The 17,926-nt window shown below is 44.1% G+C and carries 17 protein-coding genes; 7 read left to right on the top strand and 10 right to left on the bottom strand.

Going from position 1 to position 17,926, the window contains the following annotated elements; all coding sequences use genetic code 11:
- The first annotated feature begins 20 nt into the window (after positions 1-20).
- Complete coding sequence (gene edd, locus SPUTW3181_RS11105) at positions 21-1,847, top strand: phosphogluconate dehydratase (protein ID WP_041408385.1); 1,827 nt, start codon at positions 21-23, stop codon at positions 1,845-1,847.
- 19 nt (positions 1,848-1,866) lie between these two features.
- Positions 1,867-2,508: a bifunctional 4-hydroxy-2-oxoglutarate aldolase/2-dehydro-3-deoxy-phosphogluconate aldolase gene (locus SPUTW3181_RS11100; RefSeq protein ID WP_041408186.1), complete on the top strand. Its 642-nt coding sequence runs from the start codon at positions 1,867-1,869 to the stop codon at positions 2,506-2,508.
- Between the two features lie 189 nt (positions 2,509-2,697).
- Here the strand turns inward: SPUTW3181_RS11100 and SPUTW3181_RS11095 are convergent, their stop codons facing one another.
- The 3 genes from SPUTW3181_RS11095 to SPUTW3181_RS11085 all read right to left on the bottom strand — a co-directional run bounded on the left by SPUTW3181_RS11095 (position 2,698) and on the right by SPUTW3181_RS11085 (position 6,157).
- Positions 2,698-4,047 carry an anti-phage deoxyguanosine triphosphatase gene (locus SPUTW3181_RS11095; RefSeq protein ID WP_011789436.1) on the bottom strand — a complete coding sequence of 450 codons (1,350 nt, stop codon included), beginning with the start codon at positions 4,045-4,047 and terminating at the stop codon, positions 2,698-2,700.
- A gap of 25 nt (positions 4,048-4,072) precedes the next feature.
- Positions 4,073-4,660, bottom strand: coding sequence for a 5'-deoxynucleotidase (gene yfbR, locus SPUTW3181_RS11090; protein ID WP_011789435.1), 588 nt, complete (start codon positions 4,658-4,660; stop codon positions 4,073-4,075).
- Between the two features lie 282 nt (positions 4,661-4,942).
- Positions 4,943-6,157: a pyridoxal phosphate-dependent aminotransferase gene (locus SPUTW3181_RS11085; RefSeq protein ID WP_011789434.1), complete on the bottom strand. Its 1,215-nt coding sequence runs from the start codon at positions 6,155-6,157 to the stop codon at positions 4,943-4,945.
- Positions 6,158-6,942: 785 nt separating this feature from the next.
- On the opposite strand from SPUTW3181_RS11085, the gene SPUTW3181_RS11080 reads away from it, so the two are divergent.
- Complete coding sequence (locus SPUTW3181_RS11080) at positions 6,943-8,325, top strand: Na+/H+ antiporter NhaC family protein (RefSeq protein WP_011789433.1); 1,383 nt, start codon at positions 6,943-6,945, stop codon at positions 8,323-8,325.
- A gap of 214 nt (positions 8,326-8,539) precedes the next feature.
- A complete protein-coding gene (locus tag SPUTW3181_RS11075) occupies positions 8,540-9,361 on the top strand; it encodes a hypothetical protein (protein WP_011789432.1) in 822 nt (273 codons plus the stop codon).
- A 171-nt stretch (positions 9,362-9,532) separates the two neighbouring features.
- On the opposite strand, the gene efp is transcribed toward SPUTW3181_RS11075, so the two are convergent.
- From efp to SPUTW3181_RS11045, 6 genes are all read right to left on the bottom strand, one after another.
- Entirely contained in the window at positions 9,533-10,093 is a 561-nt protein-coding gene (gene efp / locus SPUTW3181_RS11070; protein ID WP_011789431.1) for an elongation factor P, read from the bottom strand.
- A gap of 44 nt (positions 10,094-10,137) precedes the next feature.
- A complete protein-coding gene (earP, locus tag SPUTW3181_RS11065; protein ID WP_011789430.1) occupies positions 10,138-11,316 on the bottom strand; it encodes an elongation factor P maturation arginine rhamnosyltransferase EarP in 1,179 nt (392 codons plus the stop codon).
- A gap of 109 nt (positions 11,317-11,425) precedes the next feature.
- On the bottom strand, positions 11,426-11,953 hold the full coding sequence (gene fldA / locus SPUTW3181_RS11060) for a flavodoxin FldA (RefSeq protein WP_011789429.1): 528 nt from the start codon (positions 11,951-11,953) through the stop codon (positions 11,426-11,428).
- 56 nt (positions 11,954-12,009) lie between these two features.
- Positions 12,010-12,282 carry a LexA regulated protein gene (gene ybfE / locus SPUTW3181_RS11055; protein WP_011789428.1) on the bottom strand — a complete coding sequence of 91 codons (273 nt, stop codon included), beginning with the start codon at positions 12,280-12,282 and terminating at the stop codon, positions 12,010-12,012.
- An 11-nt stretch (positions 12,283-12,293) separates the two neighbouring features.
- Positions 12,294-12,515 (bottom strand): DUF2788 domain-containing protein, encoded by a 222-nt coding sequence (locus SPUTW3181_RS11050; protein ID WP_011789427.1) that lies wholly within the window; start codon positions 12,513-12,515, stop codon positions 12,294-12,296.
- Positions 12,516-12,616: 101 nt separating this feature from the next.
- On the bottom strand, positions 12,617-13,393 hold the full coding sequence (locus tag SPUTW3181_RS11045; protein WP_011789426.1) for an alpha/beta fold hydrolase: 777 nt from the start codon (positions 13,391-13,393) through the stop codon (positions 12,617-12,619).
- A 281-nt stretch (positions 13,394-13,674) separates the two neighbouring features.
- Here SPUTW3181_RS11045 and seqA point away from each other — a divergent pair, with 281 nt between their 5' ends.
- On the top strand, positions 13,675-14,232 hold the full coding sequence (gene seqA / locus SPUTW3181_RS11040) for a replication initiation negative regulator SeqA (protein ID WP_011789425.1): 558 nt from the start codon (positions 13,675-13,677) through the stop codon (positions 14,230-14,232).
- Between the two features lie 46 nt (positions 14,233-14,278).
- Positions 14,279-15,931: a phosphoglucomutase (alpha-D-glucose-1,6-bisphosphate-dependent) gene (gene pgm / locus SPUTW3181_RS11035; protein ID WP_011789424.1), complete on the top strand. Its 1,653-nt coding sequence runs from the start codon at positions 14,279-14,281 to the stop codon at positions 15,929-15,931.
- A gap of 83 nt (positions 15,932-16,014) precedes the next feature.
- On the opposite strand, the gene msrA is transcribed toward pgm, so the two are convergent.
- Positions 16,015-16,494 (bottom strand): peptide-methionine (S)-S-oxide reductase MsrA, encoded by a 480-nt coding sequence (msrA, locus tag SPUTW3181_RS11030; protein ID WP_011789423.1) that lies wholly within the window; start codon positions 16,492-16,494, stop codon positions 16,015-16,017.
- 296 nt (positions 16,495-16,790) lie between these two features.
- On the opposite strand from msrA, the gene astE reads away from it, so the two are divergent.
- On the top strand, positions 16,791-17,825 hold the full coding sequence (astE, locus tag SPUTW3181_RS11025; protein ID WP_011789422.1) for a succinylglutamate desuccinylase: 1,035 nt from the start codon (positions 16,791-16,793) through the stop codon (positions 17,823-17,825).
- The last annotated feature ends 101 nt before the right edge of the window (positions 17,826-17,926 follow it).

Here is a 17,926-nt window from a genome sequence, read left to right as displayed (position 1 = left end):
TCACTATGCACTCAGTAGAAATACACTCGGTAGTCCAAGCTGTTACCGACAGAATTATTGCCCGTAGCAAAGCGTCACGTGCAGGTTATTTAGCCGCATTGAATGATGCCCGTCATCATGGCGTACACCGTAGCTCATTGAGCTGTGGCAACTTAGCCCATGGTTTTGCTGCCTGCAAACCAGATGACAAAAATGCATTGCGTCAATTGAATAAGGCGAACATCGGCATAGTGACGGCATTTAACGATATGTTATCTGCCCACCAACCCTATGAAAGCTATCCTGAATTGCTTAAAAAAGCCTGTCAGGAAGTCGGCAGTGTTGCACAAGTGGCGGGCGGTGTGCCGGCCATGTGTGATGGTGTGACTCAGGGTCAACCCGGTATGGAGTTGAGCCTGCTTAGCCGCGAAGTGATAGCGATGGCAACGGCTGTGGGCTTGTCTCACAACATGTTTGATGGTGCTTTACTGCTCGGTATTTGCGATAAAATCGTTCCAGGCTTGCTTATCGGTGCGCTCAGCTTTGGTCACTTACCTATGTTATTCGTGCCCGCAGGGCCGATGAAATCAGGTATCCCGAACAAAGAAAAAGCCCGTATTCGTCAGCAATTTGCTCAAGGTAAAGTGGATCGCGCACAACTGTTAGAAGCCGAAGCCCAGTCTTACCACAGTGCAGGAACCTGTACTTTCTACGGTACTGCAAACTCGAATCAGCTGATGCTTGAAGTGATGGGGCTGCAGTTACCTGGCTCGTCATTTGTTAATCCTGATGATCCACTGCGCGAAGCGTTAAATAAGATGGCGGCTAAGCAAATGTGTCGTTTAACCGAAATGGGCACCCAATATACCCCAATTGGCGAAGTGGTTAGCGAAAAGTCTGTGGTTAACGGCATAGTCGCGCTATTAGCGACAGGCGGTTCAACTAACTTGACGATGCATATTGTCGCTGCGGCACGCGCTGCCGGTATTATCGTGAACTGGGATGATTTTTCTGAATTATCCGATGCCGTGCCATTAGTGGCACGCGTGTATCCAAATGGTCATGCTGATATCAATCATTTCCACGCAGCCGGTGGCATGGCGTACTTAATCAAAGAATTGCTCGATGCGGGTCTATTGCATGAAGATGTGAATACCGTTGCGGGCTTTGGTTTACGCCGTTATACCCAAGAGCCAAGGTTGCTCGACGGTGAACTATGCTGGGTCGATGGTCCAACGACTAGCTTAGATACTGAAGTGTTAACGTCAGTCGCATCACCTTTCCAAGGCAACGGTGGCTTGAAATTACTCAAAGGTAACTTAGGTCGCGCTGTGATCAAAGTGTCAGCGGTACAAGAACAACATCGTGTCGTTGAAGCGCCCGCGGTGGTGATTGACGATCAAAACAAACTCGATGCTTTGTTCAAAGCGGGCGCTTTGGATAGAGATTGTGTTGTGGTGGTTAAAGGTCAAGGCCCGAAAGCCAACGGTATGCCAGAACTGCACAAGTTAACCCCATTATTGGGAACGCTTCAGGACAAAGGCTTTAAAGTCGCACTGTTGACTGACGGTCGTATGTCTGGTGCGTCGGGTAAAGTCCCTGCGGCCATTCATTTAACGCCAGAAGCCTTAGATGGCGGCTTAATTGCCAAAGTCCAAGATGGCGACTTGATCCGTGTCGATGCGTTAACAGGCGAACTGAGCCTGCTGGTGTCAGAGACTGAACTTGCCACCAGAGCCGCGGGAATAGTGGATTTACATCGTTCACGTTATGGTATGGGTCGCGAGTTATTCAGTGCGCTACGCTCAAATCTCAGCAGTCCAGAAACAGGTGCGCGTTGTACTAATGCCATCGATGAACTTTATTAAACAAAGGAAGAATAACGCAATGCTTGAGAATAACTGGTCACTACAGCCACAAGATATTTTTAAACGCAGCCCTATTGTTCCTGTGATGGTGATTAACAAGATTGAACATGCAGTGCCACTCGCTAAAGCACTGGTTGCCGGTGGTATTAGTGTATTAGAAGTGACTTTGCGTACGCCTTGTGCGCTCGAAGCTATCACTAAAATTGCCAAAGAAGTGCCTGAAGCTTTAGTCGGTGCAGGAACCATTTTAAATGAGACTCAACTCGAACAGGCCATTGCCGCTGGCGCGCAGTTTATTATTACACCGGGTGCTACGGTTGAACTGCTCAAAGCGGGTATGCAGGGACCCATTCCTTTGATCCCTGGTGTTGCCAGTATTTCTGAGGTGATGGCTGGAATGGCACTTGGTTATACCCATTTTAAATTCTTCCCAGCCGAAGCCTCGGGTGGTGTGGATGCACTGAAAGCCTTTTCGGGCCCATTAGCGGATATTCGCTTTTGCCCAACAGGTGGCATTACGCCAAGCAGCTATAAAGATTATTTAGCGCTGAAAAACGTCGATTGTATTGGTGGTAGCTGGATTGCGCCAACGGATGCAATGGAACAGGGTGATTGGGCTCGTATCACTCAACTTTGTAAAGATGCCATCGGCGCTTTATAAATCGAGCTTGAAATAGTGACAAAATAAAAAACCACCGCGAGGTGGTTTTTTGTCTTTTATCTTTCGCATTTTGATAAAGAACGGCTGCGATAGCAGACTCTGTAGAAAGTCTGTTTTTTTTTACAGTAACACGAGCATTTACAAACAGTCTTGCCTTATAGAAAGTCGAGTTGTGAAATGAGCACTTGTCTACATTTCCTTGCTCAGTTCCACATTCGAGCCGGCTTTTGGGCTAAATAGCTGTTGATACAGTCGCCCTGCAAACTCATCTGTCATCCCTGAAATATAATCCGCTAATATTCTGTGAGTGTTCAAGCCTTGTTGCTCACTTTCTCGCCAACGCACTTGGGTGTTCAGCGGCAGTAAACGCTCAGGATCGGAAGCGAAGGCTTCGAATAATCCCATCACAATTTGCTGGCCCTTATATTCGAGCATTTGGATCTCAGGTTTACGAATAACGTATTTATAAACCAGTTGCTTAAGCACATTGAGCGCAATAGCAAATTCGGGCTCTAAGGTCGCATTAAAGCGTAATAATGGCTCTTCGAACACGTCATCTTCTGAGATCACAATGGCGGTGACAAAACCATTAACGAGTGTGCCTATGGCATCTTTACGCAGGTGATGCTCATGGGAAAATAGCTTATTGCCAATATCTGCCAGCTCTTGTTTTATCCACGCATCACTGCTGTTGGTCAGTGTCGGCGCCACATCTTGATGCCACTGGGACGCTGTGACTATGCCCATCACAATCGCATCTTCGAGATCGTGCACCGCATAGGCGATATCATCTGCCAGTTCCATAATCGAGCAATCGAAGGATTTAAACTGAGTGCGCAGATGCGGATAGTGGTGCAGGGCGGGGTGTGATCCTTCCTGCGTCGATGTAAAACGACTGCGGTCTGCTTCAGATAAAGGCTCAAGCACCCAAGCGAAAATGTCGTTATCATCATCGAAAATGCCCTTAACCGGCGGCCATTGTGACGGCTTGAGTTGTCTATGGTTGGTGATTTCATTATGTTCACCCGCGACAAATAGCTTCGAGTACGGCGCAGGGTATTTCAAAATGCCGAGCATAGTTCGGCGGCATAGGTTCATGCCAAAATCTAAGGTATAGGGTTCAAGTTTCGATAAAATTCGAAAAGTTTGGCCATTGCCTTCAAAGCCGCCGTGGTCGCGCATCATGTAATTTAATGCCACTTCGCCACCGTGGCCGAAGGGAGGGTGACCAATATCGTGGGCTAAACATAAGGACTCTAATAAGCTCATAGAGCAAAGCAGTTGTTTATGTTGTGGATATTTGCGCCTGAGCTGAGCAGCTATGCCGGTACCAATTTGCGAGACTTCGAGTGAGTGGGTTAATCGGGTTCGATAGAAGTCATTCATGCCAACGCCGAGCACTTGTGTCTTGGCCTGTAGGCGGCGAAAGGCGGCCGAGTGGAGAATACGAGCCCTGTCTCTTTGGTAGGGGCTGCGGTGATCAAAGCGCCTTTGTTTATCTTCACCATGGCGGCGTTCTTGCCAAACACTTGAAGTCATATGCATTCCTAGCGAGAGTGGAAAATCAAAGCATCTTGTTAATTTCGTCTAAATTCAAAGTGAAGCTGGGTACAAAGCAGTTCATAAAATACTGTACAGCGGGATCGGGATTCGTCGCCAGCATGTCTTCAAGTCGTTTGCGGGCAGTATTGAATTCACTGTTGCCAGCGCGGTTTTCTTCAAGGCATTTAAGATAGGCGCACAGCGTATCGGCGGATTTCACTATGGTCTTGTAAACGGGATCGGCGTAATCGCTGATGAACAGACTGCGATAATCTTCTTTAAATTCCTCCGGTACCATATCTAACATGCGCTGCTCGGCAATCGCCTCAATCTTTTTATACTCGGCTTCAATTTCTTTATTGAAGTATTTCACTGGCGTCGGTAAGTCACCCGTGAGAATTTCACTGGCATCGTGGAAAATCGCCAAACTGGTGGCTTGATGGGGGCAGAGCGTCGTGCCGAATTTCTTATTACTGATTATCACCAACGCATGGGCCACCATGGCCACCTGCAACGAGTGTTCTTGAACATTTTCAGTGCGTACGTTGTACATCAAGGGCCAGCGTTGGATAAGCTTCATGCGAGCTAAATGGGCAAATAAGTGACTCATAGTTTTCCTATTTATTCGAAGGCCAGCGTTAGATAAGCTTCATTCGTGTTATAAAAGCGGGCAAATAAGTGACTCATAGTTTTCCTGCAAATGAGTGAAATCGGAAGGCGGCAAACTGCGATTGAAGATATTGAGATAATAGGCAGTATTGACGCTAATGAAGTCTTAGATTATCACAGCCTTGGATGACACGTGAGCATGGGCGTGGAGGATTTGTCGAAATCGCTAAAAATAAAGCGACCACTTGGATCGCTTTATGACTCAAACCGTTAAAGGGATATTCTACTGTCGATAGTTTTCGAGGAAGTCACCAAACTCGGTCAGCGCTTTGTTGAGATCTTCTTTATAGGGTAAGAAAACCACTCGTAAATGATCGGGCTCTGGCCAGTTAAAGGCGCTACCATGGACTAACAGAATTTTCTTTTCCCTGAGTAAATCCAGCACTAAACGCTCATCATCTCGCAGATTGAATTTTTTCATATCCAATTTGGGGAAGGCATAGAGTGCACCCTTTGGTTTTTTCACGCTCACGCCGGGGATTTGGTTAAGCAATTCATAACAAGCATCCCGTTGAACCGTAAGGCGGCCATTAGGCAAAATAAGCTCGTTAATGCTTTGGTAACCGCCAAGCGCGGTTTGAATCGCATGTTGATTGGGCACGTTTGCACAAAGGCGCATCGAGGACAGCATTTCTAAGCCTTCGATGTAACTTTTAGCGGCCTTAAGATTGCCAGACAACATCATCCAACCGACACGAAATCCTGCTGCACGATAAGCTTTAGAGAGACCGTTAAACGTAACAGTTAAAATATCGTCTGATAAACCTGCAGCAGGAATATGTTTGGCTTCATCGTATAAAATTTTGTCGTAAATTTCATCGGCAAATAGGATCAGATCATGTTGACGGCACAGTTCAACCACTTGCAGCAGTAATTCTCTGCTGTATACCGCACCCGTTGGGTTGTTTGGGTTAATCAGCACTATGCCGCGGGTACGTGATGAGATTTTGCTTTTAATGTCGTTGAGATCGGGGAACCAGTCTGCTTCTTCATCGCAGCGATAATGTACCGCTTTGCCGCCCGCGAGGTTGGCTGCCGCAGTCCACAGAGGATAGTCTGGTGAGGGGATTAAGATCTCATCGTCGGTATTCAGCAAACCTTGCATCGCCATCATAATGAGTTCTGAAACGCCATTACCGATATAGATATCTTCGATATCAACACCAAAAATCCCTAGGGATTGATAATACTGCACGATAGCCTTGCGGGCAGAGAATAATCCTTTTGACTCACAGTAGCCTTGGGCACTGGGTAAATTAAGGATCACATCGCGCACAATTTCCTCTGGCGCTTCAAAACCGAAGGGGGCTGGATTACCAATGTTGAGTTTGAGGATTCGATGCCCCTCGTCTTCTAAACGTCTGGCTTCCTTGTGCACTGGGCCGCGGATGTCATAGCAAACGCTATCCAGTTTGTTGGATTTGATGATAGGGCGCATTTACACCTCGGAACATGCATAAAATTTTGGCTTAAGTTAGCGCACCATAACGAAATTTAGTGGGTTAAGGAAGGGGGAAAGGCTTTGATGAGCACATTTTTTTAAAAAATATATCAGTTAAATATGCTTTAACAGTCAATTAATGAAATTGCATCAAGTTTTATATTCTGAATTTTTTGTGAATATAGGATTATTTAGCTAAAGCCTGTGTCTATTAAAACTCGTTTTACGCGTTCTGGTAATGAACGTCGCGAAACTAATAAAGTGTTCTACAAAAATGAGTGTCATTGGTGATGCAATCATCGCTTGCTATTTGTTGCCTGATCCGTTCCAAATCCTTGCTGGGGAAAAGTGCATATTAGCCCAAGCTTAATGATTGATTTTTAATCACAGATTTTTGATAAAATGATCTTATACAAGCTGCATATTACTATTGTGGTAAATAGGCATATTTATTGAATGCTTATTAAGCTAAGAGAATCATATATGCCTAAGTTGCTAGAGAGTTAAAGTTGTTTAAAGTCAATATATTATGTTGATATTGCTCGCGGTCGTTAAAATTATTTTCTATCTCGTTAAATTTATTGTTGACTCATTATTCGATGCGCTTTATTTTCTGCGCGATGTTTTTGGCAAGGCACTTTAGATTGCACGCTTTTAGCGAGTTTTTCTATAAGGTTAGTCATTATGAAGCAGCAGTTTTGGCGCTCTGTATCGAGGTGATTTCAGGCGCTGTTCTAAAACCTTTTGCCTTTTAGGCGACTTAAATTAGAGGACCTAAGTGCATGTCTGAACCGACAGCGTTAAGTCTTATTCCACCTTTGGTGGTATTGGTGTTAGCCATCTGGTTACGCCGTCCCATTTTGTCCCTGATCATCGGTGCAGTAAGTGGTTTGCTGCTACTCGACCCAAGTGAAGTGTTAAATAATTTTGCCAGTGCATCCCTTAAGGTTATGGGTGATGAAACCATTGGTTGGTTAATTTTAGTATGTGGTTGTTTTGGTGCTTTAATTGCACTCTTAGTGCGCACTGGTGGTGCTTTAGCATTTGGTCATAATGCATTGAAATTTGCCAAAGGCCCTAAATCATCGCTTTTTATGACGTTTATTCTCGGTATCGTTATTTTTATCGATGATTATCTTAATGCGTTGACCGTGGGTGAAACCATGAAGCGCGTGACCGATAAGTTTAAAGTATCCCGAGAAATGTTAGCTTATGTTGTGGACTCTACAGCGGCACCTGTGTGCGTGTTAGTGCCTTTATCGACTTGGGCCGTATTCTTCGGTGGTTTACTGGTTGATAATGGGGTGGCAGCACAAGGTCAGGGGATTGCTGTCTATATGCAAGCCATTCCTTACATGCTCTATGCTTGGTTAGCTGTTGCTATGGTACTACTTGTTGTATTAGGTATTGTTCCAGCAATTGGTCCAATGAAAAAGGCGCAGTTACGTGCAGCACAAGGCGAACCCGCTCAAGAACAAGTCGATTTTGAACAGGTGCAGACCTCAGATGAATATGCGGTTAAAGCGATCGAAGAAGAATTTAAGCATGCAGACAATCATGGCAAGCTACATAATTTTTTAGTGCCTATTGGGTTATTAGTTGCTTTTACCGTGTACTTTGACATCGACGTCTGGAAGGGATTGCTGGCCACTTTAGTGTTTACACTTCCTTATTATGCGGTGCAGCGTTTAATGCCATTGTCAGAAATGATGGATCAAATGATTGATGGTTTTAAGGGCATGTTGCCAGCGATAGGTACTGTAATTGCTGCATTTGTGTTTAAGGATGTGTGTGATCAGTTATTATTACCACAGTATGTGATTACCGCATTAAGTCCTTTTATGACACCTTCGCTGTTACCTGCGGTGGTATTCCTCTCTATGTCTGTACTTGCATTTGCAACAGGGTCAAGCTGGGGAATTTTTGCAGTGACAATTCCAATTGTTATGCCATTGGCTCAATCTGTTGGAGCTGATATCCCCTTAGTAATTGGTGCACTTTTATCTGCATCTTCATTTGGTAGTCAAGCGTGTTTTTACTCGGATTCAACTGTGTTAGCGGCACAGGGGTCTGGTTGCAACTTAGTCAGTCATGCTGTGACTCAGTTACCTTATGCGCTTATCGCAGCGGTGCTTGCTTTTGTGGGCTTTATATTGATAGCCTAAAACACATTTTGTGGATTCTTTGAATATAAAAACCAGCTACGGCTGGTTTTTTATATTTTGCTAACTCTGATGCGTACGCCTAACTAGAAATATAGTATATTGCCCAAACATTTACCCTAGTTTGTATTTTTGCTCTCTGCGAGTGAGAGATGTGAGTGCTGATCTACAACAATGAGCAAATGTATTATTTATTAAGGGAGTAATAGGATCGAGAATGGATAAGAAAGCGAAAAAAATACTGTTTTCCACTTACTGGAAAAACGGCTGGATAGATTCAAAAGACAGAGTTTTAAATGCTGATGATTTCGAATATGCAAAGTCAAAGGGACTCATGTTTGAGCCGATTTCAATTTCCCATGATGAATGCATTGCATCGATTGTTGATTTGGTTGCAAATATAAGTAAAGCGCAAATAGCAAAAGGTTTTTTAAGTAGCTTGACTTCTCGCCGATTGGATTTGAGATCTTCGTTGTCTTCATACTCAATGGCTAAACATATACCCGCACATCAATATACACCAGTTATCTCTGGAACTTCCTATAAAGAGGGGATAGCAACATCCCATTCTTACACTTGTAGTATTTGTAGGGATGTTCAATACGGGGTTGGGGGTGCAGAAGCTTATGTTAACACTGATCTTAATGTGCTTAATTTTGAACGAATAAAATGGGGTGGTGTGCGTCATGGTAATATCCTTTATATGCTCTTTGACTTAGAGCAATTCAACAATACGGATATTCCTGAACCCACTTCTGATGATATTTTCTGCTTTAAGGAAATCTTGAAGACAATTGAAAATTCAGCGCCAGAAGATTATCCAAGTACGCTTGAAAAACGCTTAGCGACGGTTATTAAATCCAGCAAAACAGAAAGACAGATGTTAATTGAAATTTTAGCCAGTATGGGGGTATTAAAGCCAAGTCACTATGATAGACCCAGAAGGGGCAAAAATGACTGGGTTTTTGCTGAGTATTGGCGAGGCGAGGATAAATACAGCCGTGAAGCCATAGGTGAATATTTTGCCAAGTATATATAAGGCTGTGAATATTATCTTTTGCTAGGCTAGGAACTCATCAAATACGCATGCTTTGGCTGCAATATTCAGCGTTCGAGTTTGATCGATTAAGCCGCTAATAAGATAAAACCAATGTATAAAAAAAGCCAGTGCAAGCACTGGCTGTTAACGTCTGGTAAACGGGAAGGGCGATTAAACGCGCTTCTTGAATTCACCAGTACGAGTGTCGATTTCAATTTTATCGCCTACTTTCACGAAGTCAGCAACACTCACTGTGCCGCCGCCAGTGATAGTCGCTGGCTTCATCACTTTACCTGAAGTATCGCCACGAGCTGAAGGCTCAGTGTAGATCACTTCACGTACGATAGTGGTTGGCATTTCAACAGAGATAGCTTTGCCATCATAGAAAGTCACTTGGCAAGTTTCTTCCATACCGTCAACGATATAAGCTGCTGCATCACCTAAGTTTTCAGCTTCTACGTCGTATTGGTTGTATTCTGCATCCATAAATACATACATAGGATCAGCAAAGTAAGAATAAGTACAATCCAGACGATCTAATACGATGTCTTCTAACTTATCTTCACCTTTGAAAGTGGTTTCTGTACCAGAGTTAAGCAGTAAGTTCTTTAACTTTAACTTAACGATAGCAGCGTTACGGCCAGAACGAGTTGTTTCAGTTTTCTGTACAACCCATGGGCTGCCATCTAACATGATCACGTTACCAGGACGGATTTCATGAGCAGTTTTCATTACACTATTTCCTATATGTAGATTTTCTATTTTCGCGCAGCATCTTAGCTTTTTTTAACGAATTGGACTAGCCGAGTTGCGAGATCTGCAGCATTTATTGCGTCAATTGGCCATTGTTTAGCATGTTGCAACAAGGGCAAACTGACTGGATTAAGGTTTTGCCAATGATTTACCACGGCAGATTGCAATCCTTGGTTGAATGCTAAATTCAAGTTAGTCCAAGTTTGTGCAATTTCAGGGAGCAGATTATCGCAGTAAAGTTGGATAAAAGCTCCTAATTTTATGAGGTGATAGTCATCTTCTTGTGGATAAATGTGCCAAATAAAAGGTTTAGCAGCCCATTGTGCCCGAAGAAAACTATCTTCACCGCGTACGATATTAACATCACAGCTCCAGAGCAGGCGATCAAACCCATGTTGATCTGTCATAGGTAAAATATGCAGGGTCAAATTGCCATGATTTACCTGTTGACCCGGCACTAGCGCGGCAATTTCACAGGGCAGTAAATGAGTCAGACTGTTTAAGCTACGCCCCTTTGGGATCAGTGCATGGATTTTTACTGTCGATTGCTGCCATAACTCACATAATGCGGGTAGCGCCTCGGTCTCATAGCTAAAAACGCTAATCACTGTGTCTTGTTCCTGAATGCCCTTAAGACCTAAATCAGTAAAGAGCTGCAATTTATTGGCAGTGTTAGCTTGCCATACATCACGCTTTGCAAATAAATCTTGTTCGCAGATAAGTCCACCCGTTTTGGCGCTAAAACCAGGAAAGTAGAAATACTTCTTCAAACCATTGGCTTGTAATGAAGGCAAACCATGGCAGCCTTCAACCCAATCCTCAGCGCTTAGGTACTCTAAATTCAGCCAGACAGGTACAGATTTGGGAGCATGTTGATGTAAATAAACCAACTGTTCTTTTACCTGTTCTGGTAATTCACAGGCAAAGGCTTCTATGAGCACACTTCCTGCGACAAACGCTATAGGCAAAGGCTCTATCCAATGAATAATATTCACGTCATTGAAAGTTTGAATCGCCTTTCGTGGATCGAGTGTCGGTAAGATATGGGAGAAGCTTGCAAGATCGTCAACCCATAAATTGACGGGGAGCTGATATTCATTCACCAATTGTTTGGCTAAACGCCAAGTGACGCCGATATCACCGTAGTTATCGACAACAGTGCAAAAGATATCCCAATGATTGGAGCAGGGCGTTTTGATCATGAGTGTGGTTTTTCGTTATCCCGCGATGAAACAATCTAATTTTTATGCATGCAAATCGATGCATAAAAAAAGCGGCGTTTAAGCCGCTTCCTTTAAATGATCAACAGAATTAATCTTCTAATTCAGCTAAACACATTTCTTCGTAAATTTGTTTAACCCAAGCGTCAACACGTTCTTCGGTCAGCTCTGGTTGACGATCTTCGTCAATGCCTAAACCGATAAAATGGTCATCATCAACTTGACCTTTGGATGCTTCAAAGTTGTAACCTGCAGTAGGCCAGTGACCAATGATAATCCCCCCGCGAGCTTGAACAATATCGCCTACCATGCCCATGGCATCAAGGAAATACTCGGCATAGTCTTCTTGGTCACCACAACCAAAAATCGCAACCAGTTTATCGGTAAAATCAATTTGCTCAAGCTCAGGAAAGAAATCATCCCAATCACATTGTGCTTCGCCATAATACCAGGTTGGGATGCCGAACAGCAGCAGGTCATATTCTGCGATCTGTTCTTTGGTACTCTTGGCGATATCTTTCACCTCAACCATTTTTTTACCCAGTTTTTTCTGGATCATTTTGGCGACGGCTTCGGTGTTGCCTGTGTCGCTACCGAAAAAAAGACCTACAGTTGCCATTGTCTATCCTTTAATGTCTAGTTCACTTATACGTTAATCTTGCGGCTATCTATTATTCAGCACTCAATTTGTCGCTGAAGAATTAATTCGATTAACTGGCTACGGCTGATGTTACTGGCCAATGCCTGCTCATTCAAGGCGTCATACAAATCTTGTGACACCTTTAACTCTATTCGCTTTAATCCTTTGGCTTTATCCCGCTGGATCTGATTGCGTTTATTGACCTTTAACTGCTGGCTACGGGACAGAGGATTGCTTCGTGGGCGGCCCCGACGCTTTTCATTGGCAAAAAGGTCAATGGTAGTTCTATCAGTTGCTTCTTTTGCCATGTTCTTGTTGTTTAACCGATCCCTGAGCCTTCCCAAGTAATCTGGATAATACCTTTTGCAATAAACCCGGCGCAGCCGAGAAATAACACTAACCAAACAATAAATCGACCAAATTTTGGCACATTACCTTGCTTGAGGACATCATGGATAGCCATGCCGATAAAGAAAAATATCGCTGCAAAAAACAGGTTTAGGCCAATCGTTTCAATTTGTTCCATGTACTGAGATAACATACTTTCTTAGTCCTCTAGAGTGTTCTAAGGCCAAAAGAGGCGCGAATATATCACATCAACGTGAAGGCTGCTATATGATTTGAGTTGAGAATCCTTGTCATTTACATTGCCTGTTTGTCAATAAATTCAGACACAATTCGATTAAAAATCGCAGGTTTTTGGGCATGCAACCAATGTCCACAACCTTCAAGTGTTTTTGCTTGTGCACTAGGGAATTGCGCCATAATCGCGTCCCTATGTTCGCTATTGACATAATTTGAATCACCGCCACGAATAAATAGACTTGGGCCAGAATAGCTCAGCACGGGGTTCGGTGGCTGATTATGCCAGCCAATAATGTTTGGATAACAGGTTTTTAAACCACTTAAGTTCATTTTCCAACGAAATCCAGTATCGGTACGTTGCAAGTTTTTCAGCAAAAATTGGGCAGTGGCTTCATCAATACCATGGTTGATTAAGTGGTTTAGGGCAAAGCGTCTGTCGGTATGGCCTTCTAAGGGCAGGCTTTCTAATGCAGCAAATACAATATCGTGTCTAGGCTCATATGCGACAGGTGCAATATCGGCAGCGACCATGCTGATAATGCGCTCTGGAAAGGCTAATGCCGTGGCCATGGCGATTTTACCGCCCATAGAGTGGCCGATGATGTGCGCGTGAGCGATGTCAAGGTTATCGAGCAAATCTATCATGGCATGGGCAAGGCGAGGATAATCCATATGATCCCAATGCTCACTTAACCCATGGTTGGGCACATCAACGCGGATCACTTGGTGCTGGCTTTCTAACACTTGGCCTAAGCCTTTGAGATTATCTAAATTACCAAACAGGCCATGGATTATTAGCACCGCATGTCCTTGACCTGAGGAAACATAATTCATGGGTTTTCCTATGGGAGGTTTGCTTTCGAGACGCGAATTGTGCCCCTAATATGATGAGGTTGACAAGTCTTGTGGTTAAGCCGAACTAACTTGGTTGCTTTTTCAGCGATTGCCGCGATTCTGATAATTTGATGTGCAATTTTGCACAATTTTAGATTAATGATGCTTTATCAGATTGATAGACATGGATACACTGGGTGCGATCCCAAGGATCCTATTTGTGGATCGCCTGTGGTACATTTTTCGGTTAGGCCTAACGAATGACAAAGGATAAAAAGGTTATGAAATATATCGAAGTGGATGAAGAGCTCTATCGTCATATTGCCAGCAAAACAGAACGTATTGGTGAGAGCGCCTCTGACATTCTGCGTCGATTACTCGGCCTATCCGTGAATACGATTGAACAAGTTGAGCCACAGGCAATTAGCCAACCCAGTTTAGAAGCCGTTGAACAGAAACCGTTGGTTACGTCAGTACCAGTCATAGAGGCGTCAGTTCCTGTCAGCGATTTTAAACAATTAGTGGATGAGCATAAGTTAGCCCAGCAAAAAGGGGCTGTTGGCCGTTTCTTATTTTTGCTTGAAAGTTTATATCAGCAAAGCCAATCGCAATTTTCACAAATTTTACAGATCCAAGGGCGCGATCGACTTTATTTTGCACGCTCACGTGAAGAATTATTGAAAGCAAGTCCTTCGGCCAATCCGAAGGAAATTGGCAGCAGCGGTTTTTGGGTGACGACAAATAATAATACTGCCAAAAAACAGGCGATTTTGGTCGAGGTATTGGTACAGTTTGGTTGTGATGCTGAAGTTGCCTACGCTATTTCCCAGCGTGTTTAAAACCTTTACAAGTAATTTAAGCTATTTTCCAGTAGGAGTGGATCAGGTGGCAATACATCAACGGGCAGGACAAATAGCAAGTCAGATGGATCTGGTGAATATTCCAAAACTGATGAGCCATTATTACAGCATAACCCCCAATATGGATGATGTGCAGCAGCGAGTGACTTTTGGTACATCAGGCCACAGAGGCTGCGCTTTTAACTGCAGCTTTAATCAACAGCATATTTGGGCAATTGCCCAAGCCGTAGTCGATTATCGTCAGTCGGTGGATATCAATGGGCCGCTTATCCTTGGGATTGATACCCATGCGTTATCCTTTGCTGCCTACTTATCGGCAATTGAAGTGCTGGCCGCGAATAAAGTCACTGTGCACATCCAGCAAAACGATGGCTTTACGCCAACGCCTGTGGTTTCCCATGCGGTCATTTGTGCCAATCGTGAAGCTAATCTTAACGGCGCGGCACTTAGCGATGGTCTTATTATCACGCCCTCACATAATCCGCCTCAGGATGGTGGAATCAAATACAATCCCCCCCATGGCGGACCGGCCGAAGGTAATATCACGGCTTGGATTGAATCGCGAGCCAATGATTATCTTCGCACGGAGCTTAAGGGCGTGAATAAACTCGCCTATGTCGATGCGCTGACTTCGGGCTATGTGCATGCCATCGATTTAATCACTCCCTATGTGGCCGATCTAGAAAATGTAATTGATATGCAAGCTATCGCGAAAGCGAAGCTTAAGTTAGGTGTCGATCCATTAGGTGGCTCGGGTATCCATTATTGGGCACCGATTGCTAAGCATTACGGCATTGATATCACCTTAGTGAATGATAAAGTCGACCCGAGTTTTAGCTTTATGCCACTGGATAAAGACGGCAAAATTCGTATGGATTGCTCGTCTCCCTATGCGATGGCTGGTTTACTCGCCCATAAAGAATCTTTTGATTTATGCCTTGGGAATGATCCCGATTATGATCGTCATGGCATAGTCTGCCCGGGTACGGGCTTAATGGATCCTAACCATTATTTAGCTGTGGCGATTGATTACCTGCTGACACACAGACCAGATTGGAGCGATAGCTTAGCCATAGGTAAAACCTTAGTATCGAGTGCGCTTATCGACAAAATTTGCGCCTTCCACGGCAAAAAATTACTCGAAGTGCCTGTCGGCTTTAAATGGTTTGTCGATGGTTTAGCTGAGGCGACTATTGCCTTTGGCGGAGAGGAGAGTGCTGGCGCCGCCTTCTTACGCCGAGATGGCACTACTTGGTGCACGGATAAAGACGGTTTTATTCTAGGGTTACTTGCAGCAGAGATCCTTGCGGTGACAGGTAAAACCCCTGGTCAGCGTCACCAAGAGTTAGTAAAACAATTTGGTCAAAGTTTCTATAAGCGTATCGATAGCCCAATCAGTCTTGGAAACAAAGCCAAGTTTGCTTTGCTCAATGCTGAGACCTTAAATGCCACAGTGCTTGCGGGTGAGACAATCGAAAGCGTGTTAACCCATGCACCGGGCAATAATGCCGCCATTGGTGGCATCAAAGTCACCACAGCGAATGGCTGGTTTGCGGCGCGTCCATCGGGCACTGAAGCCTTATTTAAGATCTATGGCGAAAGTTTTATCAGTGAGCAGCATTTGGCTGAGATTATCAAAGACGCACAAGCATTAATTGATAAGGCACTAAACGCTTAAGTGAGCTTTTCAGAGATAAAAAACGCACTCATGTTAATCCGTGAGTGCGTTTTTTATTTGGCCCGATTTAAGGCTAACTCGTATTAATATTCGATATGACAACTTGGTAAGTTGTTCTTATCAATATAATTTTGATGGCATTCCTCAGCCACATGGAACTGTTGCAGTGGCACTATCTCAGTCACTATATGGCGTAATCCCCAACGGCCCGAGCGGGCAAAAGCCAACTTTGAGGCTTCTGCCGCGGCCTTTTGTTCACGGTCGTGGAAGAAAATGGTGCTGCGGTACTGAGTACCAATATCTCCGCCTTGCATGTTCAGACTCGTTGGATTGTGGTTTTTCCAAAATACATCGAGCAAGTCTTCATAACTGACAAGGGCTGGGTCAAATTCCACTTGCACCACTTCGGCATGGCCTGTTTTACCTTTTTTCACTTCTTCATAAGTAGTGGCGGCATTATTGCCACCCATATATCCACAGGTGGCATTTAGTACGCCATTCACTTGTCTAAAAAAATACTCTACGCCCCAGAAACAGCCGGCACCAAAGGTTGCTAACGCCATAATTAAATCCAATAGAAGTCTAGATGGCTAAGGATTGTGATTAAACAGAGGATTAAAAGCAAGTATGGCTGTAAAATTTTATGCAATTGTTGTGGTGTGCGATGCTTAATTTCTCTCAAGAGAAATCAAAATTTTTACCCCAAAACTGCGTAGTTCAACAAGAATGTCAGAGATATAGGTGAAAAACTTGTGTTAGTATTGAAGCGCTTTTGAAGGTGAGTATTAAGTGCTTAGGTGTTGTAGGTTTATTTAGCGCTTAGCGCTTACTTTTAACACACCATTATAAGGAGAATTCTGTGTTACAAGCTCTGTTAGATTCAAAGGATTTTTTAGCGCTCACCTTAGCCCATCCTGAACAGTTCGATGGCGAATTTTCATTTAACTTAGGCGATCATACTCAAGTGGAAGTGTGGGATACCGGTGTTATTGTTTTCGAACCAATACAGAATGAAGGAAAAGATATTGTGCTTTCTTGCGGTGTTCACGGTAACGAGACCGCGCCCATTGAACTCTGCAATAGCTTAATTAAACAACTTTTACAGCAAAAGATCATCGCAAAGCAGCGCACTTTATTTCTCATTGGTAACCCATTAGCGATTAATAACGGCACGCGGATTATTGACGAAAACATGAATCGTCTGTTTAGTGGTGAGCATTCCAATCCACCAGGGTTAGTGAACCCTGAGCGAGTACGCGCGAAAAAACTCGAAGCCTATGTCGATCGTTTTTATACTACGGTTGCCGATGGACGTCAGCGCATCCATTATGATCTGCACACGGCGATGCGCGCCTCGAAGCATGAAAAGTTCGCTATTTATCCCTATCGTCCAGGGCGCGCCTTTAGCGGCGAGCAAATTATGTTTTTAGCCGCAAGCGGCGTCGATACAGTACTTTTCCACCACGAACCGACCACGACCTTCAGCTATTTTTCCTCTGAACGCTACGGCGCCGATGCCTTTACCATTGAGCTTGGCAAAGTGTATCCCATGGGGCAAAACGACATGACGCGTTTTATCGCCACCCATGAAATGTTCATGCGCTTGATCACCGCTAAGCCGTTGGAGCTGGATGCATTTGATGCCGATAAGGTTAACTTGTACCAAGTGTGCCGCGTCATCAATAAACATTTCGATGATTTTGAATTTACCTTCGCAACGGATGTCGAAAACTTCAGATCTTTCCCGAAGGGCTTTGTTTTAGCGCGGGAAGGTGGGAAAGAAATTAAAGTGGAGCACGAGTTTGAGTCTGTCGTGTTCCCTAATGCCAAAGTGCCTATTGGCAATCGCACTGTGATTTGCCTGATCCCTGCGGTGAATGCGGACGTGCGTTAGGCTTGTAAAGCAATATATACATGCGTGGCAGGGATAACTTGTGGTTTGAGCTATGCCAATGGTTGATAGGTAGTTTACGTTAACGTAATGTTCGTCGGGCA

Origin of the sequence: Shewanella sp. W3-18-1, assembly GCF_000015185.1 — a bacterium.
GTDB classification, from domain to species: Bacteria; Pseudomonadota; Gammaproteobacteria; order Enterobacterales; family Shewanellaceae; genus Shewanella; species Shewanella putrefaciens.
The sequence above is the reverse complement of the archived record's forward strand: the minus strand, read 5'-3'. Positions and strand labels throughout refer to the sequence as shown.